At 59.5% G+C, this 19,522-nt stretch carries 23 protein-coding genes and 1 pseudogene; 19 read left to right on the top strand and 5 right to left on the bottom strand.

The genetic code is table 11. The features are described from left to right. Positions 1-128 precede the first annotated feature (128 nt). From HUJ17_RS05985 to HUJ17_RS05910, 16 genes are all read left to right on the top strand, one after another. Complete coding sequence (locus tag HUJ17_RS05985; RefSeq protein WP_290509830.1) at positions 129-1,289, top strand: D-alanyl-D-alanine carboxypeptidase family protein; 1,161 nt, start codon at positions 129-131, stop codon at positions 1,287-1,289. A 72-nt stretch (positions 1,290-1,361) separates the two neighbouring features. After that, on the top strand, positions 1,362-2,234 hold the full coding sequence (locus HUJ17_RS05980) for a D-amino acid aminotransferase (protein ID WP_290509829.1): 873 nt from the start codon (positions 1,362-1,364) through the stop codon (positions 2,232-2,234). Positions 2,235-2,237: 3 nt separating this feature from the next. Next, positions 2,238-2,507, top strand: coding sequence for a DUF493 domain-containing protein (locus HUJ17_RS05975; RefSeq protein ID WP_290509828.1), 270 nt, complete (start codon positions 2,238-2,240; stop codon positions 2,505-2,507). 212 nt (positions 2,508-2,719) lie between these two features. Further along, entirely contained in the window at positions 2,720-3,022 is a 303-nt protein-coding gene (locus HUJ17_RS05970; RefSeq protein ID WP_290509827.1) for a hypothetical protein, read from the top strand. Between the two features lie 411 nt (positions 3,023-3,433). Further along, positions 3,434-4,123, top strand: a complete 690-nt coding sequence (lipB, locus tag HUJ17_RS05965) for a lipoyl(octanoyl) transferase LipB (RefSeq protein ID WP_290509826.1) — start codon at positions 3,434-3,436, stop codon at positions 4,121-4,123. A 16-nt stretch (positions 4,124-4,139) separates the two neighbouring features. Continuing rightward, complete coding sequence (lipA, locus tag HUJ17_RS05960; protein ID WP_290509825.1) at positions 4,140-5,120, top strand: lipoyl synthase; 981 nt, start codon at positions 4,140-4,142, stop codon at positions 5,118-5,120. 226 nt (positions 5,121-5,346) lie between these two features. Beyond that, the gene (gene dacB / locus HUJ17_RS05955; RefSeq protein ID WP_290509824.1) at positions 5,347-6,777 is read left to right on the top strand and encodes a D-alanyl-D-alanine carboxypeptidase/D-alanyl-D-alanine-endopeptidase; all 1,431 of its coding nucleotides are present in this window, start codon (positions 5,347-5,349) and stop codon (positions 6,775-6,777) included. A 113-nt stretch (positions 6,778-6,890) separates the two neighbouring features. Beyond that, positions 6,891-7,559 (top strand): glutathione S-transferase, encoded by a 669-nt coding sequence (locus HUJ17_RS05950; RefSeq protein WP_290509823.1) that lies wholly within the window; start codon positions 6,891-6,893, stop codon positions 7,557-7,559. Positions 7,560-7,567: 8 nt separating this feature from the next. After that, complete coding sequence (locus HUJ17_RS05945; RefSeq protein WP_290509822.1) at positions 7,568-8,233, top strand: class I SAM-dependent methyltransferase; 666 nt, start codon at positions 7,568-7,570, stop codon at positions 8,231-8,233. 91 nt (positions 8,234-8,324) lie between these two features. Further along, complete coding sequence (locus HUJ17_RS05940; RefSeq protein ID WP_290509821.1) at positions 8,325-8,492, top strand: hypothetical protein; 168 nt, start codon at positions 8,325-8,327, stop codon at positions 8,490-8,492. Positions 8,493-8,562: 70 nt separating this feature from the next. Beyond that, complete coding sequence (locus HUJ17_RS05935; protein ID WP_290509820.1) at positions 8,563-9,000, top strand: copper resistance protein NlpE; 438 nt, start codon at positions 8,563-8,565, stop codon at positions 8,998-9,000. 373 nt (positions 9,001-9,373) lie between these two features. After that, positions 9,374-10,045 carry a MotA/TolQ/ExbB proton channel family protein gene (locus tag HUJ17_RS05930; RefSeq protein WP_290509819.1) on the top strand — a complete coding sequence of 224 codons (672 nt, stop codon included), beginning with the start codon at positions 9,374-9,376 and terminating at the stop codon, positions 10,043-10,045. After that, positions 10,035-10,415, top strand: coding sequence for a biopolymer transporter ExbD (locus tag HUJ17_RS05925; RefSeq protein ID WP_290509818.1), 381 nt, complete (start codon positions 10,035-10,037; stop codon positions 10,413-10,415). Before HUJ17_RS05930 ends, HUJ17_RS05925 begins: the two co-directional genes overlap by 11 nt. Beyond that, positions 10,412-10,825, top strand: a complete 414-nt coding sequence (locus HUJ17_RS05920) for a biopolymer transporter ExbD (RefSeq protein WP_290509817.1) — start codon at positions 10,412-10,414, stop codon at positions 10,823-10,825. Before HUJ17_RS05925 ends, HUJ17_RS05920 begins: the two co-directional genes overlap by 4 nt. Then, positions 10,822-11,559, top strand: a complete 738-nt coding sequence (locus HUJ17_RS05915) for an energy transducer TonB (RefSeq protein ID WP_290509816.1) — start codon at positions 10,822-10,824, stop codon at positions 11,557-11,559. The genes HUJ17_RS05920 and HUJ17_RS05915 overlap by 4 nt, the downstream gene beginning before the upstream one ends. 112 nt (positions 11,560-11,671) lie before the next feature. Then, positions 11,672-12,391 carry a divalent cation transporter gene (locus HUJ17_RS05910; RefSeq protein WP_290509815.1) on the top strand — a complete coding sequence of 240 codons (720 nt, stop codon included), beginning with the start codon at positions 11,672-11,674 and terminating at the stop codon, positions 12,389-12,391. A 229-nt stretch (positions 12,392-12,620) separates the two neighbouring features. Here the strand turns inward: HUJ17_RS05910 and HUJ17_RS05905 are convergent, their stop codons facing one another. The 4 genes from HUJ17_RS05905 to HUJ17_RS05890 form a co-directional block, all read right to left on the bottom strand. Beyond that, the gene (locus HUJ17_RS05905) at positions 12,621-13,223 is read right to left on the bottom strand and encodes a flavin prenyltransferase UbiX (protein WP_290509814.1); all 603 of its coding nucleotides are present in this window, start codon (positions 13,221-13,223) and stop codon (positions 12,621-12,623) included. Continuing rightward, complete coding sequence (locus HUJ17_RS05900) at positions 13,220-13,678, bottom strand: DUF2214 family protein (protein WP_290509813.1); 459 nt, start codon at positions 13,676-13,678, stop codon at positions 13,220-13,222. Before HUJ17_RS05900 ends, HUJ17_RS05905 begins: the two co-directional genes overlap by 4 nt. 208 nt (positions 13,679-13,886) lie before the next feature. Further along, positions 13,887-15,242 (bottom strand): UDP-N-acetylmuramate:L-alanyl-gamma-D-glutamyl-meso-diaminopimelate ligase, encoded by a 1,356-nt coding sequence (mpl, locus tag HUJ17_RS05895; protein WP_290509812.1) that lies wholly within the window; start codon positions 15,240-15,242, stop codon positions 13,887-13,889. Between the two features lie 64 nt (positions 15,243-15,306). Beyond that, on the bottom strand, positions 15,307-16,110 hold the full coding sequence (locus tag HUJ17_RS05890; RefSeq protein ID WP_290509811.1) for an AraC family transcriptional regulator: 804 nt from the start codon (positions 16,108-16,110) through the stop codon (positions 15,307-15,309). A 211-nt stretch (positions 16,111-16,321) separates the two neighbouring features. On the opposite strand from HUJ17_RS05890, the gene HUJ17_RS05885 reads away from it, so the two are divergent. Together HUJ17_RS05885 and HUJ17_RS05880 are read left to right on the top strand one after the other, a co-directional pair. Continuing rightward, positions 16,322-17,278: a triacylglycerol lipase gene (locus HUJ17_RS05885; protein WP_290509810.1), complete on the top strand. Its 957-nt coding sequence runs from the start codon at positions 16,322-16,324 to the stop codon at positions 17,276-17,278. Between the two features lie 54 nt (positions 17,279-17,332). After that, positions 17,333-18,331, top strand: a complete 999-nt coding sequence (locus tag HUJ17_RS05880; RefSeq protein WP_290509809.1) for a lipase secretion chaperone — start codon at positions 17,333-17,335, stop codon at positions 18,329-18,331. A 117-nt stretch (positions 18,332-18,448) separates the two neighbouring features. On the opposite strand, the gene HUJ17_RS05875 is transcribed toward HUJ17_RS05880, so the two are convergent. Continuing rightward, positions 18,449-18,973: a hypothetical protein gene (locus HUJ17_RS05875; RefSeq protein ID WP_290509808.1), complete on the bottom strand. Its 525-nt coding sequence runs from the start codon at positions 18,971-18,973 to the stop codon at positions 18,449-18,451. Positions 18,974-19,274: 301 nt separating this feature from the next. Between HUJ17_RS05875 and HUJ17_RS05870 the strand changes: the two are divergent. Next, positions 19,275-19,522 (top strand): annotated as a pseudogene (locus HUJ17_RS05870) (diphosphate--fructose-6-phosphate 1-phosphotransferase); the annotation flags it as partial.

The raw sequence follows: 19,522 nt of genomic DNA, 5'->3' as shown, positions 1-19,522 counted from the left end.
TAGAATGCAGCCATCCAGTGATGTCAGGGAATTTTTTGCCTTTTCTCTGTCAAAGACACTTGGGCCGCACCTCGACGCACTGATCCCTGAATTTTCAGGCAGACAAGGACACAACAGGCAGGAAACTCATGCACCCCCAGTCGTTCCGCTCCATACTCTTTATCGTGTTTGCCACTATTGGCTCCCTGATTGCATTGCAGGCCCAGGCCAGCAGTGTGCCCCGCCCCCCGCAGATTGACGCTCGCGGCTATCTGCTGATGGATGCGGCCAGTGGCAATATCATCGTCGAACATAACGCCGACCAGCGTTTGCCTCCGGCCAGTCTCACCAAGATGATGACCGCCTACATTGCCGAGGCAGAACTGCAGAAAGGCAACATTTCCGAACAGGACATGGCACCGATCAGCGTGCAGGCCTGGAAAATGGGCGGCTCCCGGATGTTTGTCCGTGAAGGCACCCGGGTTTCCGTGGGGGAACTGCTGCGCGGCATCATTATCCAGTCCGGCAACGATGCCAGCGTGGCCATGGCGGAGTTCATCGCCGGCTCAGAGGATGCCTTCGCCGATCTGATGAACCAGCACGCGCGCCGTCTGGGTATGAATGACAGCCATTTCGTCAATTCCACCGGCTGGCCCGCTGAGAACCATTACACCACCGCCCGTGACATGGCCCTTCTGGCCCGCGCCATTACTCGCGACTTTCCCGAACACTACGACATCTACGCGGAAAAGGAATATACCTACAACGGCATCACCCAGCAGAACCGTAACCTGCTGCTATGGCGTGATCCCAGTGTGGATGGCCTGAAAACCGGCCATACCGAGGAAGCCGGTTATTGCCTGGTGTCTTCCGCCAAGAAAGACGGCATGCGTCTGATTACCGTGGTCATGGGCACCGATTCGGAATCCGCCCGCGCGCGGGAATCCCAGAAGTTGCTCACCTACGGTTTCCGCTTCTTTGAAACCTACAAGGCCTACAGTGCCGGTGACATCCTCGACACCGTGGATGTCTGGATGGGCGAGAGCAAACAGCTGCGCCTGGGCCTGGCCGAAGACCTGGTTCTGACCATTCCCCGTGACAGCCATGAAAGCCTGAAGGCGGAAATTACCGTGAATCCGCAACTGAAAGCCCCCATCGCGCAAGGTCAGCAATACGGCACCGTGACGGTACGCCAGGAAAATGATGTACTGATGGAGAAGCCGCTGGTGGCCCTGGAGAACATCGAAGAAGCCGGTATCTTTACCAAACTCTGGCATCATGTTCTGCTGTTCTTCAAAGGGTTGTTTTAAGGACGGCTGACGTTCGACACCTGACACCCCCACTTGGCGGGGTCAGGTGTCAGACTCGTCAAAGGAAACGACATGTCCCAGGTCTATCTCAATGACGCTTTCATGGCCCTGGAAGAGGCACGAATCTCCCCAATGGATCGGGGGTTTCTGTTTGCCGACGGCATTTATGAGGTGATACCAGCCTACAACAGCGTACTGTTTCGTTTTGACGAACACCTGGAACGCCTGGAACGCTCCTTGCGGGAAGTTGGAATCCGCAATCCCCATGACCGTCCGCAGTGGCAGGTTCTGTGCGAGGAACTGATTGCACGCAATGGCGGCGGCAACCTGTCGGTGTATCTTCAGATCACTCGGGGCGCCGCGACAAAACGCGACCATGCCTTTCCCGAGCCGCCGGTAGCCCCCACCGTTTTCATGATGACCAGCCCCATTGCCGTGCCCGCCGCCGACAGTCCGGACACCGCCAGCGGGGGCAAGGCGATCACTCGGGATGATACCCGTTGGGCCCGCTGTGACATCAAATCCATCTCACTGTTGCCCAACAGCCTACTGCGTCAACAGGCCGTGTCGGCCGGCGCCATGGAAGCCATTCTGCTGCACGATGGTTTCGTCACCGAAGGCTCCGCCAGCAATGTCTTCATCGTGCACGATGGCGTGATCGTTACCCCACCAAAAAATCATGCCATTCTGGGCGGCATCACCCGCGACCTGATAGTAGAATTGTGTGGACAACATGGTCTGCCCTTCGCGGAAAGGGAAATCACCGAGACAGAACTGCGTCAGGCGGATGAGGTCTGGATTACCAGCTCCACCCGGGAAGTGGTACCGATCACACAACTGAACGAGGCGGCGGTTGGCGATGGCAAGCCTGGCGCCATGTGGAAAACAGTGGCCCGCCACTATGTGGATTTCAAGCGCCGCCTGTGCGGCCTGGAGCAGGAGTAACCAATGGCGATTCAGGAACACCTCTGGGAATTTCCCCACGACATGCAGCTCAAGGTCATGGGCCTGGCGGACTCACCGCTGGAAACCGTCTTGATCGAGATTCTCGAGATCCATCTTGAGGATTTTGACGCCGACAAACATCTGGCACGCAAGCCCAGTAGCAAAGGCAACTTTGTCTCCTTCACCGCCCAGGTAACCATGCGCAACCGTGAGCAGGTGGAAGCGATCTACAAGGCTCTCAATGAGTGCCCTCACGTGAAAATGTCGCTCTGACATTTATCGACCCTGAAGAATGAAATGCCACGAAAGGAGCCCGCAAGCTAGTGGCTCCTTGTGGCAACAGCCATGGCCCTCAGACCCTCGCCATTACACAATTTAACCCTCAGTCACAGCCCGACACGCAAGCCTCACCAAGCCACCATTGGTTTGGCACCTGCGTGCCCGTATCGTCACTCTCATAAGAAGAACGTAACGGGATCACAAAAATGAAAATGCTGACCTTACTGTGCTTGTGCAGTTGCTTGCTTATTCTGGTCGCTGTTGATCTACCGACTCACACCTCCCAGGTTGTTCATACCGCCACCATGCCCAGTTCTGCGGATATTATTCCGACCATGCCGCGTAGCCCGCATATCCAGCAAAGCGTGCATGGCACCCCCGTTCATTTTGACGCCTTTGAAACCATCAAACTCCGCGAGGAAGACCAGGACGGTATCGAGTTCGGCATCAGCGTTCAGGAACTGAATCTGCATCTGGTAAACCAGAGGACAGGGAATCGCCTGATCTAGGCTAGTTATTCTGGTTCGATCGTTGTTACCCCGTAAGGGGTCTGCCTTAAGCCCGGCTTTGCCGGGCTTTTTTTATTTCAGCTGCAAGCTGCAACGCGAAAAAGTTCCTGTGCCCCATGAATTCCCACAGACTCCGCACTGCCTGGCTGAGGGCCTATCTGCAGGAGCCCCTCTTGAGGGACGAACCGAGCGTAGCGAGGCGACAAAGACACGGGTTACTACATTCTCTTCTGAATCCCGTCGAGTTCTGAGATTCCTGATCGCTCTACGAGCGATTTCCGCGCAAGCGCGGTTCGCACCTCAAGAGGTACTCCTACAGCGGCTTCGTAGATATCTCGGAAGCTAAGGAACTTTTTGGCCTTGCCCCCACAAGCGTAGCTTGTAACTTGTCGCTGCCTTTATACTTCCCCCATGAACGACGCCTTGATTCGCTATCTCCCCCGGGTGGATTACACCCCCTGCTGGCAGGCCATGCGCACGCTTACCGATGGCCGTACCGCCGACACTGCCGACGAGCTCTGGGTGCTGGAACACCCACCGGTGTTCACCCTGGGCCAGGCTGGCAAACCGGAACATGTGCTCAATGCCGGGGATATCCCGGTGGTCAACAGCGACCGTGGCGGGCAGGTGACTTACCACGGCCCTGGGCAGACGGTGATCTACCTGATGTTGGACATTAAACGCCTGGGGCTCGGCAGTCGGGGACTGGTCAGTGCCATCGAACAGGGCATCATCGATTTTCTGGCCAGCCACGGCATCAACGCCGCGAACCGGGACGATGCTCCCGGTGTCTACGTAAACGGTGCCAAGATCGCCTCTCTGGGACTGCGCATCCGCCGGGGAGCCAGTTATCATGGCCTGGCCATCAACCGGGACATGGACCTGTCACCCTGGCAGCGCATCAACCCCTGCGGCCATGTGGGCCAACCCATGACCACCCTCAGCGAGCAGGGCGTGATGCTGGATCGTCATACCATGGAGCAACAACTGGTGACGTTATTAGCCAAACGTCTGGGCCTGACGCCACGGACAGCGCCCTCGCCTGACTGGTACAATGACAGTTCCGAATTCCCGCCGGCCCAACAAAGCCCGGCACCCTGACAGTAACGGACACCCCATGAGCGAGCAGGCACAGGCCAAACGCAAGGTTCAGATCGGCGACAAGCTGCGTGGCGCGGACAAGGTACGCACCATTCCCTTGGTCAATGAAGAGACTGGCTACCAGCGAAAACCGGACTGGATCCGCGTGCGCGTTCCCGCCAACGGCGAAATCCAGCGCATCAAGTCGATGCTGCGCGAGCAGAAGCTGCACACTGTCTGCGAGGAAGCCGCCTGCCCCAACCTGCCGGAATGTTTCGGTGGCGGCACCGCCACCTTCATGATCATGGGCGACATCTGTACCCGTCGTTGCGCGTTCTGTGATGTGGGCTTCGGCCGCCCCAATTCGCTCGACCCGGAAGAGCCTCTGCATCTGGCAGAATCCGTGGACAACCTGGGGCTCAATTATGTGGTGATTACCTCCGTGGACAGGGATGACCTGGCCGACGGTGGCGCCGAGCATTTTGCCGAATGCATCCGTCAGGTACGTGCTCGCACCCCGCAGACAAAGATCGAGATTCTCACCCCGGATTTCCGCCCCTGTCTGGATACTGCCGTAGATATTCTGGTGGAGACCGCACCGGATGTGTTCAACCACAATATCGAAACCGTCCCGGAGCTCTACAAACATATCCGCCCCGGCGCCCGCTACCAGCATTCGCTGGACCTGCTGCAGCGCTACAAGGCACTCCGCCCGGACGTGAGCACCAAGAGCGGCATCATGGTAGGTCTGGGCGAGACCTACGAGCAGGTTATCAACACCATCAAGGACCTGCGCGCCCACGATGTGGACATGCTGACCATCGGTCAGTACCTGCAGCCCAGCAAACACCACGCCCCGGTGGACCGTTTCGTCCACCCTGACGAATTCCGCGATTATGCCCGTGTTGCCAACGAGCTGGGTTTTCGCTCGGTAGCTTCCGGCCCCATGGTACGCAGCTCTTACCATGCGGACCTGCAGCACAAGGGCATTGATGTGGGTACGCACAAGCCCAACTGACCCCGACCGTCGACCGGTACGCAAAAGGCGATGAAATTTACATTTCATCGCTGCTCCCCCCACTGACCCGGCCCTGGCTTTGGTTTAGTCTAGAGCCTGTCTTTTCCCTGTTGTTCTACTTTCTGCCAATTTGTGGCCAGGTCAGCCCATGTATCACCCAGTTGCCTTCAGGGCGCGCGTTCTCCAACTCTTCTACGCTCTGCCATGTCTTGTCCTGCTGAGTGCCGTGGTCGCCACTCCAGCCCATGCGGGCTCGCCCACTCCCTTGCTGGCTCCAGTACTGGAAGCCGCCAGAAACCTGCAACTGGCTGACGAGCATCTGGCGGTTACCGCTATTCCTCTAAACGGCCCCGGCGAAGCCCGCTTTCTGAATGCGGACATGCCCTTCAATCCCGGCTCCATCATGAAGGTGGTCACTACCTACGCGGCCCTGGAGCTGCTCGGCCCCACCTACCAGTGGCATACCCGCCTGTACACTGATGGCAAGATCAGTGACAGCACCCTGCACGGCAACCTCTACTTCGTTGGTAGCGGCGACCCGAAACTGACCGAAGAACGCCTCTGGCTACTGATGCGCGAACTGCGTGCCATGGGAATCCAACATATCCAGGGCGATCTGGTACTGGATGCCAGTGCCTTCAATCTGCCCAACGGTATTCCTGATTTCGATGATGACGGCGACAACCCCAACGCCCCCTTCCTGGTTGAGCCCCATGCCCTGCTCACCAATCTGAACGTATTGCGTATTCGTTCCCGGGCTGACGAAAGAGGCATTCATACCTGGACCGAGCCCAACCTTAACGGTGTGGAGATCAATAACCGCATGGTCTTCAAGGACTATGGCCATTGCCCACGTCGCTACCAGTTCGACTACGAACCGACACTGACCGCTAGCGGCCATACCCGCATCACCATCACCGGCGTGCTGCCCAAAGGCTGTTCCACCAGCAGCTACCTGTCAGTGATGGACCAGGCCGACTATACCGGCGCCCTGATCACCGGCCTCTGGCAGCAACTGGGCGGCACCCTCACCGGTCAGATACGGCAGGGCCTGCGCCCACGTGACAGCGGAACGGAACTGCTGGCTACTACTTCTTCGCGGGATCTTGTCACCATGGTTCGCGACATCAACAAGTGGAGCAACAACGTGATGGTGCGCCAGTTGTTTCTCAGCCTGGGTGCCAAACATCGCCAGCCCGGCGACCGGGATGATCTGGCTGCGGCGGAAAGGACCATTCGAGAATGGCTGGAAACCAAGGGCATCAACAGCAAGGGCATCGTGTTTGAAAACGGCTCCGGGCTGTCACGGCTTGAGCGCATTTCCGCACGGCAGATGGCAAACCTGCTCCAGCAAGCCTGGGAAAGCCGTTTTGCTGCAGAGCTGATCGCCTCCCTGCCGCTGATCGCCATGGATGGCACCATGCGACGGCGGCTTGGCAAGGCCGGCATGGCTGGCCTCGGTCATATCAAGACAGGCTCACTGAGAGACGTGCGCTCCATCGCCGGCTTCACTCGTGATGAAAACAACACCACCTGGGCGGTAGTCGCCATGGTCAACCATCACCAGGCCTGGCGTACAGAAACCATCCTCGACTCAGTGATCGAACAGGTGCACCTGGCCGCGCGCCCACCCAGCATTGATACCGCCGGACACTGATACCGGTGTCCTTTGCTTTTATGGGAAGCAATGGCTGGGTGTCGAGCGTCTGACATTCCTTTCCTTCCATCTCTGCTATGCTGCCCGGCAACATCGAATTAGCGAGGCAGCCCATGATCACCCTTCACCACCTGGAAAATTCCCGCTCCCTGCGCATCGTCTGGTTACTGGAAGAACTGGGCCTGGACTACGAGATTCGCCACTACACGCGCGACAGCAAGACCATGCTGGCACCGCCTGAGCTCAAGCAGGTTCATCCACTGGGAAAATCCCCGGTGATCACCGATGGCGATATCACCGTGGCCGAGTCTGGTGCCATTATCGAATACCTGATCCAACGACACGGCAACGAGGCCTGGAAAATTAGCGCTGAAGATCCACGCTGGGTTCAGGAACGCTACTGGCTGCATTACGCGGAAGGCTCGCTGATGCCCCTGCTGGTCATGAAACTGGTATTCAGCCGCATTCCCAAATCCCCCATGCCCTTTATCGTCCGCCCGGTTGCCAAGGGCATCAGCGGCAAGGTCATCGGCACCTTTATCGACCCGCAACTGGAAAACCAGCTTGCCGTCATTGAGGCACACCTGGGCAAACAGAGCTGGTTTGCCGGCGATACTCCCAGTGCAGCGGATATCATCATGAGCTTTCCGTTGCAGGCGGCCTCTGCCCGCGCCGATCTCAGTAGCCTGCCGGCCATACAGCGCTTTCTTGAACAGATGGAAGCACGCCCCGCCTACCAGCGAGCCGTCGAACGAGCAGGCCCACTGACCCCCATGCGCTGAAACGCACCATGACACCGGAACAACGCATCCTTGCCAGCTGGCATGACAACGCAGTTCCCTGGACCCGGCTGATACAGCGCCAGGGTATTGCCAGCCGCCGCATCAGCGACCCGGCGATCGAACAGGCCATCCTTGCCCTCCAGCCTGGCCGGGTGCTGGATGTGGGTTGTGGTGAAGGCTGGCTGTGCCGCCACCTTGCCAGCCAGGGGATTCACACCACTGGCATCGATGCCATCCAATCCCTGGTGGACAGCGCCCGCCGGCAACACCCGGAGGGGGATTACCGCTGTCTGTCATTCGACGAACTGGAAGAGAGCCTTACCGAATCCTTCGATTTGGCCGTCTGCAACTTTTCCCTGTTTGGCGAGCAATCCGTGGAGCAATTACTAGCGGACCTGCAGACCCGACTCACACCCTCCGGCACCCTGCTGGTACAGACCCTGCACCCACTGATGGCCTGTGAAGGGAACTATCGTAATGGTTGGCGGGAAACCCGCTGGCCAGGTTCCGGCGACGATTTCGGTGACGCACCGCCCTGGTATTTTCGCACCCTGGGAAACTGGCTATCCCTATTCCAAAGGCAGGGTTACCGGGTCAGAGTGGAAGAACCCCTGGACCCGCAACAAGAGCTGCCTGTATCTGTCATTTTCCATGCCTTCCCCGAGCATCGATAACAGTAAAGCAACAACTGATAACAAAGTGTTGCTGGTTGGACCCTCGATCCAGCCATAGCCTGTCTGCACAATAAAAACGGGGTAACGCAGCATGATTTTTTTCTATTTTCTGGCCGTGTTTGTTTTCTTTCTGGCTGTCATGCAGTGGCTTTTCCGCAAGATTGATGCGCGCCAAGTGCTTTCTTGCGCAACTCAGAACAACACCTCCCGTCTACAAAACAGCGCGCAAACACACCAAGGAATCATCAAAAAACGTTAAAACGGCGAACCAAACACAAAATCTTTATTCTAAGCAGTATCTTTACAGGAGCTGTCAGGGAGTAAACGACATGAAAACCTATCTCGCCGCCGCCGTACTGGGCAGTGCCATTCTCGTTACCGGCTGCCAGAGCCAGCAGCCGGAAGAGCCCATCAATCCCACCGCCCAGAAACTGACCTACAGCGGAATGTTGCCCTGCGCTGACTGCTCAGGTATCCGCACCACCCTGACGCTGTATCGGGATCAGTACGACAATCCCTCCCGCTTTGAGCTGCGCGAAGAATACCTGAGCGGTTCCAAGGTTGAGCTGAGCGCGTCCGAGCGAGGCAGCTGGGAAGCCGAGAAACGTATGCAGGGCAACATGGAATACGACGTCTACACGATCAATCCCGACGACCCTGATGCCGACCGTCAATACATCAAGGATGCCGTCAACGCCATTGAGCAGCTGGACCAGAACGGCAACCGCATCGAATCCAATATGAACTATCGGTTGCTGCTCAAGTAAGCCTGCGAGGGCGCTTCGGCGCCCTCTGCCATGCCGGGCAAGCGCTGCCCGCCCGCCAGCCTATCCCGCCCCACCACATCTGCCTTCCTGCCCTTGTAATTACCCTTACCGCCAGTAACCGAAATCCACTGTTCGCTGGTGTGCGGGGCCATTACCGTGAACAGACCGCAAATAAGAATGACTTGCATTAAGAAGCCTGTGAACCTATTATTGCGAACCGAATTCGGGCCTTCGCGCTGAAGGCCACAAGCCTGTGTTTCCCGGTTCCTTTCTCAGTCATCGGGATGTCACAACCGCGTGCCAGACTCTACGCACGCTTTTTTGTATTAATGACCGGGCCTTCAATTGATTCGCCCGCAGCAGGAGTGTTTCCATGCCCCCGATTTCCCTGCACCTGCCCGACTGGTTTGTCAGCGGCGGCGCCACCATGTGGGTCCTCGCCTTCATGTCCGTCATTGCCCTGGCCACCCTGATCTCCAAGATTCTGCAATTCGCCCGCGTGCGCCCGGGCAGTGCTCGTCAGGCAGACCACCTGCTGGACGCCCTGGCCAAGGGCCAGCAGCCCGGCAAGCCCGGCAAACTGACCAGCCCCATCGATCAGGTGGTATGGCAATGCTGGCAGAACAGCAAGCTGGAAGAAGCCGCCTGGCAGGAAGAAAGCCTGCGCCTGGCGCGCACCTCTCTGGATAACCTGCGCGGCGGCCTGCGTATCCTGGAAGTGATCAGCGCCGTGGCCCCGCTGCTGGGGCTTCTGGGCACCGTATTCGGCATGATCGGCGCCTTCCAGGCACTGGAAACCGCCGGCTCCCAGGTGGACCCGTCCATTCTCTCTGGTGGTATCTGGGAAGCCCTGCTGACCACCGCTGCCGGTCTGACCGTGGCCATCCCCACCCTGGCCGCCTTCCACTGGGCGGATCGCAGCCTGGAACTATGCCGGGAGAAAATGCAGGACCGTCTGTCCCGCCTCAAGGTACTGCGCAACAATCACGCGGAATCCGAGCCCCTGGAAGAGGACCGCGACCCATCGGTGGCGCATGCATATTGAACCGGAGCGTCACCGCACGCCCTTCATCAGCCTGACGCCATTGATTGATGTAGTATTTATCTTGTTGGTGTTCTTTATGCTGGCCACCCGCTTCGGGCAGTTCTACGACCTGCCCGTCAACGTGCAGCCCGCAGATAGCATCAACAAACCCGATGACACGTGGCTGGTGATCGAAGTGGAAGCCGATGGCGACCTGAACCTGAACGGTGTCAGCTTTACCCCTGATGCGGTAGCGGATCGACTCGACACCCAGAAGAGCAAGGTCTGGGTCACTGTCAGCGCCGACGCCACCCTGCAGCAGGCCCTGGCCGCCGTGGACGCCATCAAGGCTGCCGGCGTCAAGGACGTACAACTGGAGCTGTTGCCATGATGATCATGGAAACCTCTTCCCGTCGCCCGCCGCTGGAACCGGTGTTGCCACTGATCAATGTGGTGTTTCTGCTGTTGATCTTCTTCATGCTGGCCGGCCAGCTGGCGAAGAGCCCCACGGTGTCCGTGGATACCCCGCTGAGCCAGAGCGCCAATGGCCCGGAAGCCCGTGACAAACTGCTGCTGGTACTGCAGCAGGATGGCCAGTGGTTCGCCGAAGACAACGACACCGCACTCACCAACGCGACGCTGCAAGAGTACCTCGGCGAAAGCCCGGAAGGCGCGGAAGTCCGCCTGCTGGCGGATGCCGGTGTCACCATGACCACCCTGCGTGAGCGCCTGGAAACCCTGCAGGGCCTGGGCGTGGAACAGGTGCGCCTGGTGACCCGCAATGATGGGAGTGGCCAATGAAGTCCCGCACTCTGTTTGCCTGGGTGGCCTCGGCCCTGATTCACGCCAGCGTACTGGTGACCGTGGGCGCCCTGACCCTGGCCGGCGGACGCCCGAGCAAGCCCGGCGTCACCGAAATGGTAGTGAACCTGTCTGCACCACCCGCAGAAAAACCGGCGGCGCCGCCAGCAGCGGCGAAACCGGATCCGGCCCCCAAACCCGAGCCGAAACCCAAGCCCAAGGTGAAGCCAAAGCCGAAACCGGTGGCCAAAAAACCGGAGCCAAAACCGGAACCCAAGCCCGAGCCTGAGCCTGTTTTGGCGAAGAGCGAAGTCCAGGAGAAACAGGACACCCAGGAAGACGCCGAGAGCGAGCAGGCCGCCAGCCAGACGCAACAGGTGGGCGCCAAAGGCGTGGCCGGTGACCCGGGCGAAGGGGTGCATCAATCCGGAGAGACGGAAAACGCCCTGAACAAGTATCTGGCCAAGGTGCGCGACACCATCGACTACAACAAGCAGTACCCGCACCGCGCCCGCATGCGTCGCCAGGAGGGCACGGTAAAAGTGTCGTTCTGGATCAACGCCGCCGGGCGAGCGGAAAAAGTGGCCGTGGTAGAAAGCTCAGGCAGTCGTATCCTGGATCGGGCGACCCAGGAGCTTGTCTCCCGTCTGCGCTTTGATGCTCCCCCCAAGGATCTGGACAGCATCCCGGTGGAAATCCTCGCCCCGGTGGATTACGACCTCAGCAACAGTTGATCCCCGCTCTGCCAATCTTTATGTTCAACCTGACCGGTGATTGACACACGGATCAGGTTGAACCGATGGCAGGCCCCTTGCCTGCTCCACTTCTACCGCAAGGATTCCCCGTATGAGTCCTCTGAGCCTGGCGTTACTGCTCAGTCTGGCCGCTGGCCTGAGCATGGCTGCCGGCGCCCTTATTGGCGTCAAACAACACATTGCACGGGGCTGGCTGGAGCAGGAAGTCCGCCATACGGTTATCGCCTTCGGCGGCGGCGCCCTGCTGGCGGCGGTAGCGCTGGTACTGGTGCCGGAAGGCGCCCAGCACCATAACCCGCTGTCCGCCACCCTGCTGTTTGTGGGCGGCGGCGTTGCCTTCATGGTAGTGGATCGGGCGCTGGCCGCCCATGGCGGCGCCATGTCACAACTGCTGGCCATGCTGCTGGATTTTGTCCCCGAGGCCATCGCCCTGGGGGCGGCATTGGCAGTGGGCGGCGGCCAGGCCTACCTGCTGGCCTTCCTGATCGGTATGCAGAACCTGCCGGAAGGCTTTAACGCCTACCGTGAAATCCGCAACAGCGACGGCAACACCCTCTCCTCCCGCAAGATCATTCTGGCCTTCGCAGCCCTGGCACTGCTCGGCCCCGTCAGCGCCGCCCTGGGTTTCCTGGTACTGGTGGACAGCCCACTGGTGCTGGGGGGCATCATGCTGTTTGCCAGTGGCGGGATTCTCTACCTGGTGTTCCAGGACATTGCTCCGCAGGTGCCCCTGAAAAAGCATTGGGCGCCAGCCCAGGGGGCGGTAGCTGGTTTTGCGTTGGGGTTGGTGGGACACCTTCTGGTGCATTGAAACGAAGCCCCGTAGGAGCGCTTCTCGAGGCGCGAACCGAGCGACAGCGAGGCAGCAGAAACAAGCCCTATCCGCTATTCGGTCAGAAGCCTGTCAGACCCTGATAAACCTGATCGCCCGGCGGGCGATTTCCTTGCTTCGCAAGGTTCGCGCCTCGAGAAGCGCTCCTACGGGGCTTCGTAGAAATGAAAGCGAGTAGCTGCTTGTGTGGCTTTGCAGAGTGAGGAACTCATTCCCCCCAGCGCTTCACCAGCGTCTGCTCCACCCCCAGGTGATCCAGCAGCCTGGCGACGATGAAGTCCACAAGGTCCTGTACCGTTTCCGGCTGGTGATAAAAACCGGGCGCCGCCGGCATGATGGTGACGCCCAGGCGGGACAGCTTGAGCATGTTTTCCAGATGGAGGGGAGAAAACGGCGCTTCCCGGGGGACCAGGATCAGCTTGCGGCCTTCCTTGATGGCCACGTCCGCCGCCCGTTCGATCAGGTTGTCACTGGCGCCGCAGGCGATGGCGGACAGGGTGCCGGTGGAGCACGGGCACACCACCATGGCGGCAGGAGCCCCACTGCCGGAGGCCACCGGCGCAGTCCACTGCTCCAGCCCACACACCACCAGAGTGCCACGGTCGGTTTGCACCCAGTCGCGCAGGGCCTGTTCGGCCTTACCGGTACCGGCCGGCAGCTTCAGCTCGGTTTCCATGCCGATCACCACCCGCGCCGCCTTGGACAGGATCACGAACACGTCGCAATCCGCCTGCAGCAGGCACTGCAACAGGCGCAATCCATAAGGCGCCCCAGAGGCGCCGGTGAAAGCCAGGGTTATTCGTTTGCTCATACACCCATTCCTACACCACGAGCCATCAATGCCGCGAGAATGGGCATCAACACCACCAGGTGGAGTTCGGCTACCAACACCCCGCGCAGATTGCGTTGCAGCGTGGCATCAATCTCGGGGACATGCCCGGCCTTAACGGTTTTCCGCCAGCCCAACAGAACCTTGGTAGGGTACAGACTCAGAAGGCCGATCAGAATAAACAGGGTCACCTTGCCATGAAACCAGGGATTGGACAGGTAAAAATCCCAGCCCTTCTCCGTCCAGCCGGCCCGGGCAATCCCGCTAACCAGCACAGCCAGCGCCGAGAGACCGTAGCCGATATCCAGCCACAAAAGAGTACGAATATTGCGTTCGCTGATGCCGGTTCGCCACAACAGGAGCTCCCCGTAGAGAAAACCAAACAGCATCAGAATGCTGAGGTAATGCACCGATGCCCAGAATACGGACCAGAACATGACAATCTCCTCGCAAAAGACAGGAGCAAGTTAAAAGCTGCAAGTTTCAACGCGAACAGGGCCGCAATATTTTGTGATGCCGTACCCGCGATCAGCAATAATGGCGTGTGTCGATACTAACAGTACACCCCAAGCCAAGGGCGCGGGCCTGACCTCTCAACAAAACAATGGCCATACCGCGTTGCAACTTGAAACTTGTCACTTGCAACTATGCCCCTTTCAGCGCATCCAGCAACTTCTGATGAATGCCGCCAAAGCCGCCGTTGCTCATCACCACCACACTCAGTGGCTCACCCTTGCGGGCCACTATCCGGGCAATGATGTCGTCGATGTCGTTACTCACCGATGCCGGTACCGGCGATTCGCTGACCACCGGCTCCAGAGACCAGTCCAACCCCGGTGGCTGATACCAGATTACCTCATCCGCAGCCCCGGTGCTGGCCGCCAGTGCCTCCTTATGGCTCCCCATGCGCATGGTGTTGGAACGAGGCTCGATCACTGCGAGAATCTTGCCATCCCCCACCTTGCGACGCAGACCATCCAGAGTCGTCGCAATGGCCGTGGGGTGATGTGCAAAGTCGTCGTACACTCGCACACCCTCAACGTCCCCACGCAATTCCATACGCCGTTTCACACCCAGGAATTCGCACAGGGCGGCGGCACCGTCAGCCAGAGTGACACCCACATGGCGGGCCGCCAGTAACGCGGCCATACCATTGTTCACACTGTGCTGGCCGGTCTGGTCCCAGCGTACCCGGGCCACCGGTTCGCCATTTTCCAGAATGGTAAAGGCAGACCCATCCGCGTTATCCAGCCGATAGCCCAGTGGCTCGTTTTCGCCGAAGCGTTCAATCTCGCTCCAGCAGCCTTTCTCCAGGGTCTCTTCCAGGGCGATTTCACCGTGAGGAAGAATCAACCGCCCGGTGGAAGGCACGGTGCGGATCAGGTGATGGAACTGGGTCTGGATGGCCGCCAGGTCGGCAAAAATATCGGCGTGGTCGAATTCCAGATTATTGAGAATGACGGTGCGCGGGCGGTAATGAACAAACTTGCTGCGCTTGTCGAAGAAGGCGGTGTCGTATTCGTCCGCTTCCACCACAAAAAACGGCGTCTCACCGAGCCGGGCAGACACACCAAAGTTGCCCGGCACACCGCCAATCAAATAACCGGGGTGGAGCCCGGCATGCTCCAGAATCCATGCCAGCATAGAGCTGGTAGTGGTCTTGCCGTGGGTACCGGCCACCGCCAGTACCCACCGCCCGGGCAGAATCACATCCTCCAGCAACTGGGCACCGGAAGTATAGGGCAGCCCCCGATCCAGCACGGCTTCCACGGCTGGATTTCCCCGGCTCAGGGCATTGCCGACCACCACCAGATCCGGCGCCGGCTCCAGTTGCGCCGGATCATAGCCCTGGGTCAATTCGATGCCCGCCGCTTCCAGTTGGTCACTCATGGGCGGATAGACGTTCTGGTCACTACCGGTAACACGATGGCCCTGAGCCTTGGCCAGCTGGGCCAGAGAGCCCATGAAGGTACCGCAGATACCGAGGATATGGATATGCATGGGAGAATAAACCGATCAATAGAATCCCTGCACCATAACGGCAAGGGCCCTTCAGGTGAAGGGATCAGTTATCGCCGCCCAACAGAATCCGTACCTGCCGAGAACCACGCAGCACCGCCGAGGGGCTCATGCCGAGCATGCTCTTGAACACATGGGTCAGGTGGGAGGAATCGGAAAACCCCGCTGCCAGCGCCGCATCGGTCAGCGTGCTGCCCATGGCCATCATCGAGGAGGTGACAAACAGCCGGTGCCAGAGACGGTAGCGGCGGATGGGAATGCCGGTGGTTTGCTTGAACAATCGCTGCAGACGATCCCCGGACAGCCCCACCTGTTCCGCCAATGCCTCGTTGGACAGGTTGTCCGCCGGGTCCGAGCGGATCAGCTCCACTACCCGGTCGATGCGGGCATCCGCCTCGAATCCAGCCACCCGTTCAGCATCACCGGGAAAGATAAGCCCTTGCAGGCGGGCATAGGCCTGGGCGGCCTCAGCCTGCCCCTCATGGAGTGCACACAAGATTTCCAACTGGTCAGCTTCCTGGCGGGAATCCCGGTAGACACCACAGGATTGTGCAGTCATCGCCGGCACATGGAAACGCAGATCCTTGCCCAACGGATCCAGAAAACAACAACCAATGCGCTTGCCACGGGCATCCGCGCAGAAAGTAATCCCCGCTGGAATCAGGTAAGAGCGGGCAGAGAATGTCTGACCATCCACCGTTAACGAAATGTGGTCATCCAACCCGAACCACAGCGTATGCGCCCCGTGAGACAGGGGAGTCAGTCGGCCGATCTGGCCCAGATACAGGGTGCGCTGGCGCCACAGGTAAAGCGTGGACGCGGGCACCGCAGAGGTGGCTGGCGAAGTCATTCTTGTTGTTTTCCGTACTGGTACCACGCACCAGAATCGCGAGCGCGGTCACAGTTTTTCCGGTTCATGACAAAACGAAGTACCAATTCCTACAAGTTACTATCACCCATCCTGCCTATAGTCCAATCGTCGACAAAAAACACAGCCCTGGCGCCGGCTGCTCATGAAGAGGCCAAGAAAGGCCTACAAATAACAAAACAGGAGACACTCCATGTCGATCCAACTACGCGGGCTGCTGGCAGCCCTGACTCTGCTCGCTACCACCTCCCAGGCCCACGCCTGGTGGCCATTCGGCAAGGACACAAGCTACGCCGACACCCGTTACCCCATCGTTCTGGTGGGCGGCATCATCGCCTTCGATGATATTGCCGGCGTGGATTATTTCTACGGTATCGCCGACAACCTGCGCGACTACGGCGCTCAAGTGTACGAAAGCAACGTCAGCGCCCTGCAAAGCAACGAATACCGCGGCGAGGAGCTGATCGTCCAGATCGAAAACTACCTGGCGGTCACCGGTGCCGACAAGGTGAACCTGATTGCCCACTCCCAGGGCGCCCCCACTTCCCGCTATGTGGCGGCGGTACGGCCGGATCTGGTGGCATCGGTGACCTCCGTGCACGGTGAAAACCGGGGTACCGCCCTGGCCGATGTGATTCGCGGCATAACACCGGAAGGCGGCATTACTGAAGGCCTGGCCGACAGCATCGCCGGGGCGTTCGGCGCCCTGTGGGAATTTGCCTCCGGCGGCCCCAATCCGGATAACCAGTCCGCCAGTACAGTGCTGGCCGCGTCCACCACCGAGGGCATGGCCGAATTCAACCAGCACTACCCCCAGGCGCTGCCCGGTGATGCCTGCGGCACCAGCGGCGAGCATAGCGTCAACGGCGTGCGCTACTGGTCCTGGGGCGGCACCGGTGTACACACCAACCTGCTCGACCCCTTCGACAGCATCATGGTTACCGTCACCCAGTTTGCGTTCCCCTCCGGCACCAAACATGACGGCATTCTGCCCCTGTGCGGCATGTACCTGGGCAAACCCATCCGCCACGACTACCGTCACAACCACGCGGATGCCATCCGTCACCTGTTCGGCCTGATGGGCTGGGAAACCGACCCCAAGACCCTCTACCGCAACCACGCCAACCGGCTCAGAAACGCGGGCCTGTAAACCCGACCCGCAGGGCTTTTTGCCCTGCGGACCGACCTGTACAGGAGAGTCGTTATGCAACGCCATCTTGCCCTGCTGGCCACTGTCACGTTACTGGCCGCAGCCGGCTTCTGGGGGCTGCAACAGATTCCTGCCCCCGCCCACGGAAAGGCCCGCCAGACGGCTGGCGCTATCCCAAAAAATGACCCCGTCCACAGCAACCCTGCCCCGCTGTCGCCGCTTCCGGTTACCGAAACGCTGGACAACACCTCCCTGGCCGGTACCACAGTGCCCGCCGATCTGGTCATGGATGGCGACGGGCAACTGATCGTGAACAGCGGCACCCGGGCCATTCTCGAGTATTTTCTGTCGCTGAGCGGGGAGCTCCCGGATGAGCAGATTCGCCAGCTGATCCGGCAATGGGCCGAGGACAACGCCGGCCCCCGGGCCGCCAGCGACCTGCTCGCCCTGCTGGACCGCTACAACGCCTATCGCCAGCGTTTTGCCAGTGGTGACTATGCCGCCAGCTCCGAAGCCGACATCACCGACAAACTGCGTCAGCGCCAGCAATTACGCGAGGGGATTTTCGGCGCCGACGCCACCGCCCTGTTCGCCGATGAAAATCGCTATGACCAGTTCAGCCTGCAGCGCCGTGAGATCCTTGCCAGCGACATGAGCGAAACGGAAAAGAAGCAGGCCATGCAGACCCTTTATGCTTCATTGCCGGAACAGCTGGCGGTCCAGTACCGACAGCAGCATGCCCTTCGTCATCTGCAACAAACGGAGCAAGCCATCCAGGAAACAGGAGGAAACAGCGCAGATCGGTTCGCCTACCATCAGCAAACCTTCGGTGATGAAGCCGCGCTGCGTTTGCAGTCTCTGGCGCAACAGCGACAACAATGGCAGCAGCGCTATCAGGACTATGCGGCACAGAGGGATCGGATTCTGGCGGCCGGGCTGCCTGGCAAGGACAAACAACAACAGTTGCAGCAATTACGCGCCACGCTGTTCGAGGAAACCGAACAGCGCCGGGTCGCCGCACTGGATCGGCTGGAAGAACCGACAAGGGAATAACCCTACTCGCATGGGACATGGGGTTGGCGATGTTTGCCATGTGAGCATGGCTTACTCAAGCCATGCTGAAGGGCACGACAGCCGGGAACCGGCGCCTTCATAGGCCGCAGGCGCCTATCAGCGGGTCACGGTCACCACTTCCGGCACCAGCATCACCACCGTAGCATACCCCGCCACCAGCAGAGTCAGGGCAATGCCCAGGCCCAGGAACGGCCCCACATTCATGGCTCTATGGTAGACAAAGCTCTGTGCAGCCAGTTGCCAGCTCACCAGTACCAGATACAGGCCTTCGATCCAGCCCTGGGACTGGGCCATGCCCGCATTGATTGCCAGTAACGGCAGGGTCACCAGGGTCAGCACCACATCGATGCCCACCAGCGACAGGGCTGTCTGCAGCCAGCGGCTCTGCAAACCCTTGAACCCCAACAGCACAAAGATGCCTGCCAGAATCACCGTCATCGAGGTGAGCTGGCTGCTCAGCAGCACCAGTACCGGCAGCGCCGTCTGCAAGCTGCCAACCAGCAGTTGCAGGCCACACCAGCCCAGCAACACCAGGCCCAGCAGGCTGGACGAATAAGGCGCGTTTTCGGGGCCGGCACGAAATATCGCCAGCCGCCAGAACAATGTCATCAATGCAGTCATGGATCCTCCGGCGGGCTATTGTTCCAGAGCCGGGGGGAAATAGTAAGCGGCGACAAGCTACAAGCCTCAAGCTGCCACACGAAAACCGGTGTAGCCATACGACGCACTCCTTCCCCCGCGAGCATCACACAGCATCGCATCGCGGGCACGGCATTGCCGGTGCCACCGAATCCAGCCCGCGCCTTGTAGCTTGCTGCTTGAAGCTTGTAGCTGCCTTTTCCCTGTCATCGTCCGACAACACCGGGTGTGTTTCATGGGCTCCTTCGCTAGAATGCACGCAAATTGAACCAAGGGGTCTCACATGGCGCGTAAAAACGCTTTCTATGCTCAGTCTGGCGGTGTCACCGCTGTCATCAATGCTTCCGCCGCTGGCGTTATCGAAGCCGCCCGCGAAAACAAGGATGTGATCGGCAAGGTCTACGCCGGCCGTAACGGCATCATCGGCGCCCTCACCGAGGAGCTGATCGACACCAGCAAAGAAAGCAAAAGCGCCATCGACGCGCTCAAGCACACCCCTGGCGGCGCCTTCGGCTCCTGCCGCTACAAGCT

The sequence above is a fragment of the Alcanivorax sp. genome (assembly GCF_014762765.1).
Classification (GTDB): Bacteria; Pseudomonadota; Gammaproteobacteria; order Pseudomonadales; family Alcanivoracaceae; genus Alcanivorax.
Note: the sequence above shows the minus strand (reverse complement) of the source record. Positions and strands in the feature narration are given on the sequence as shown.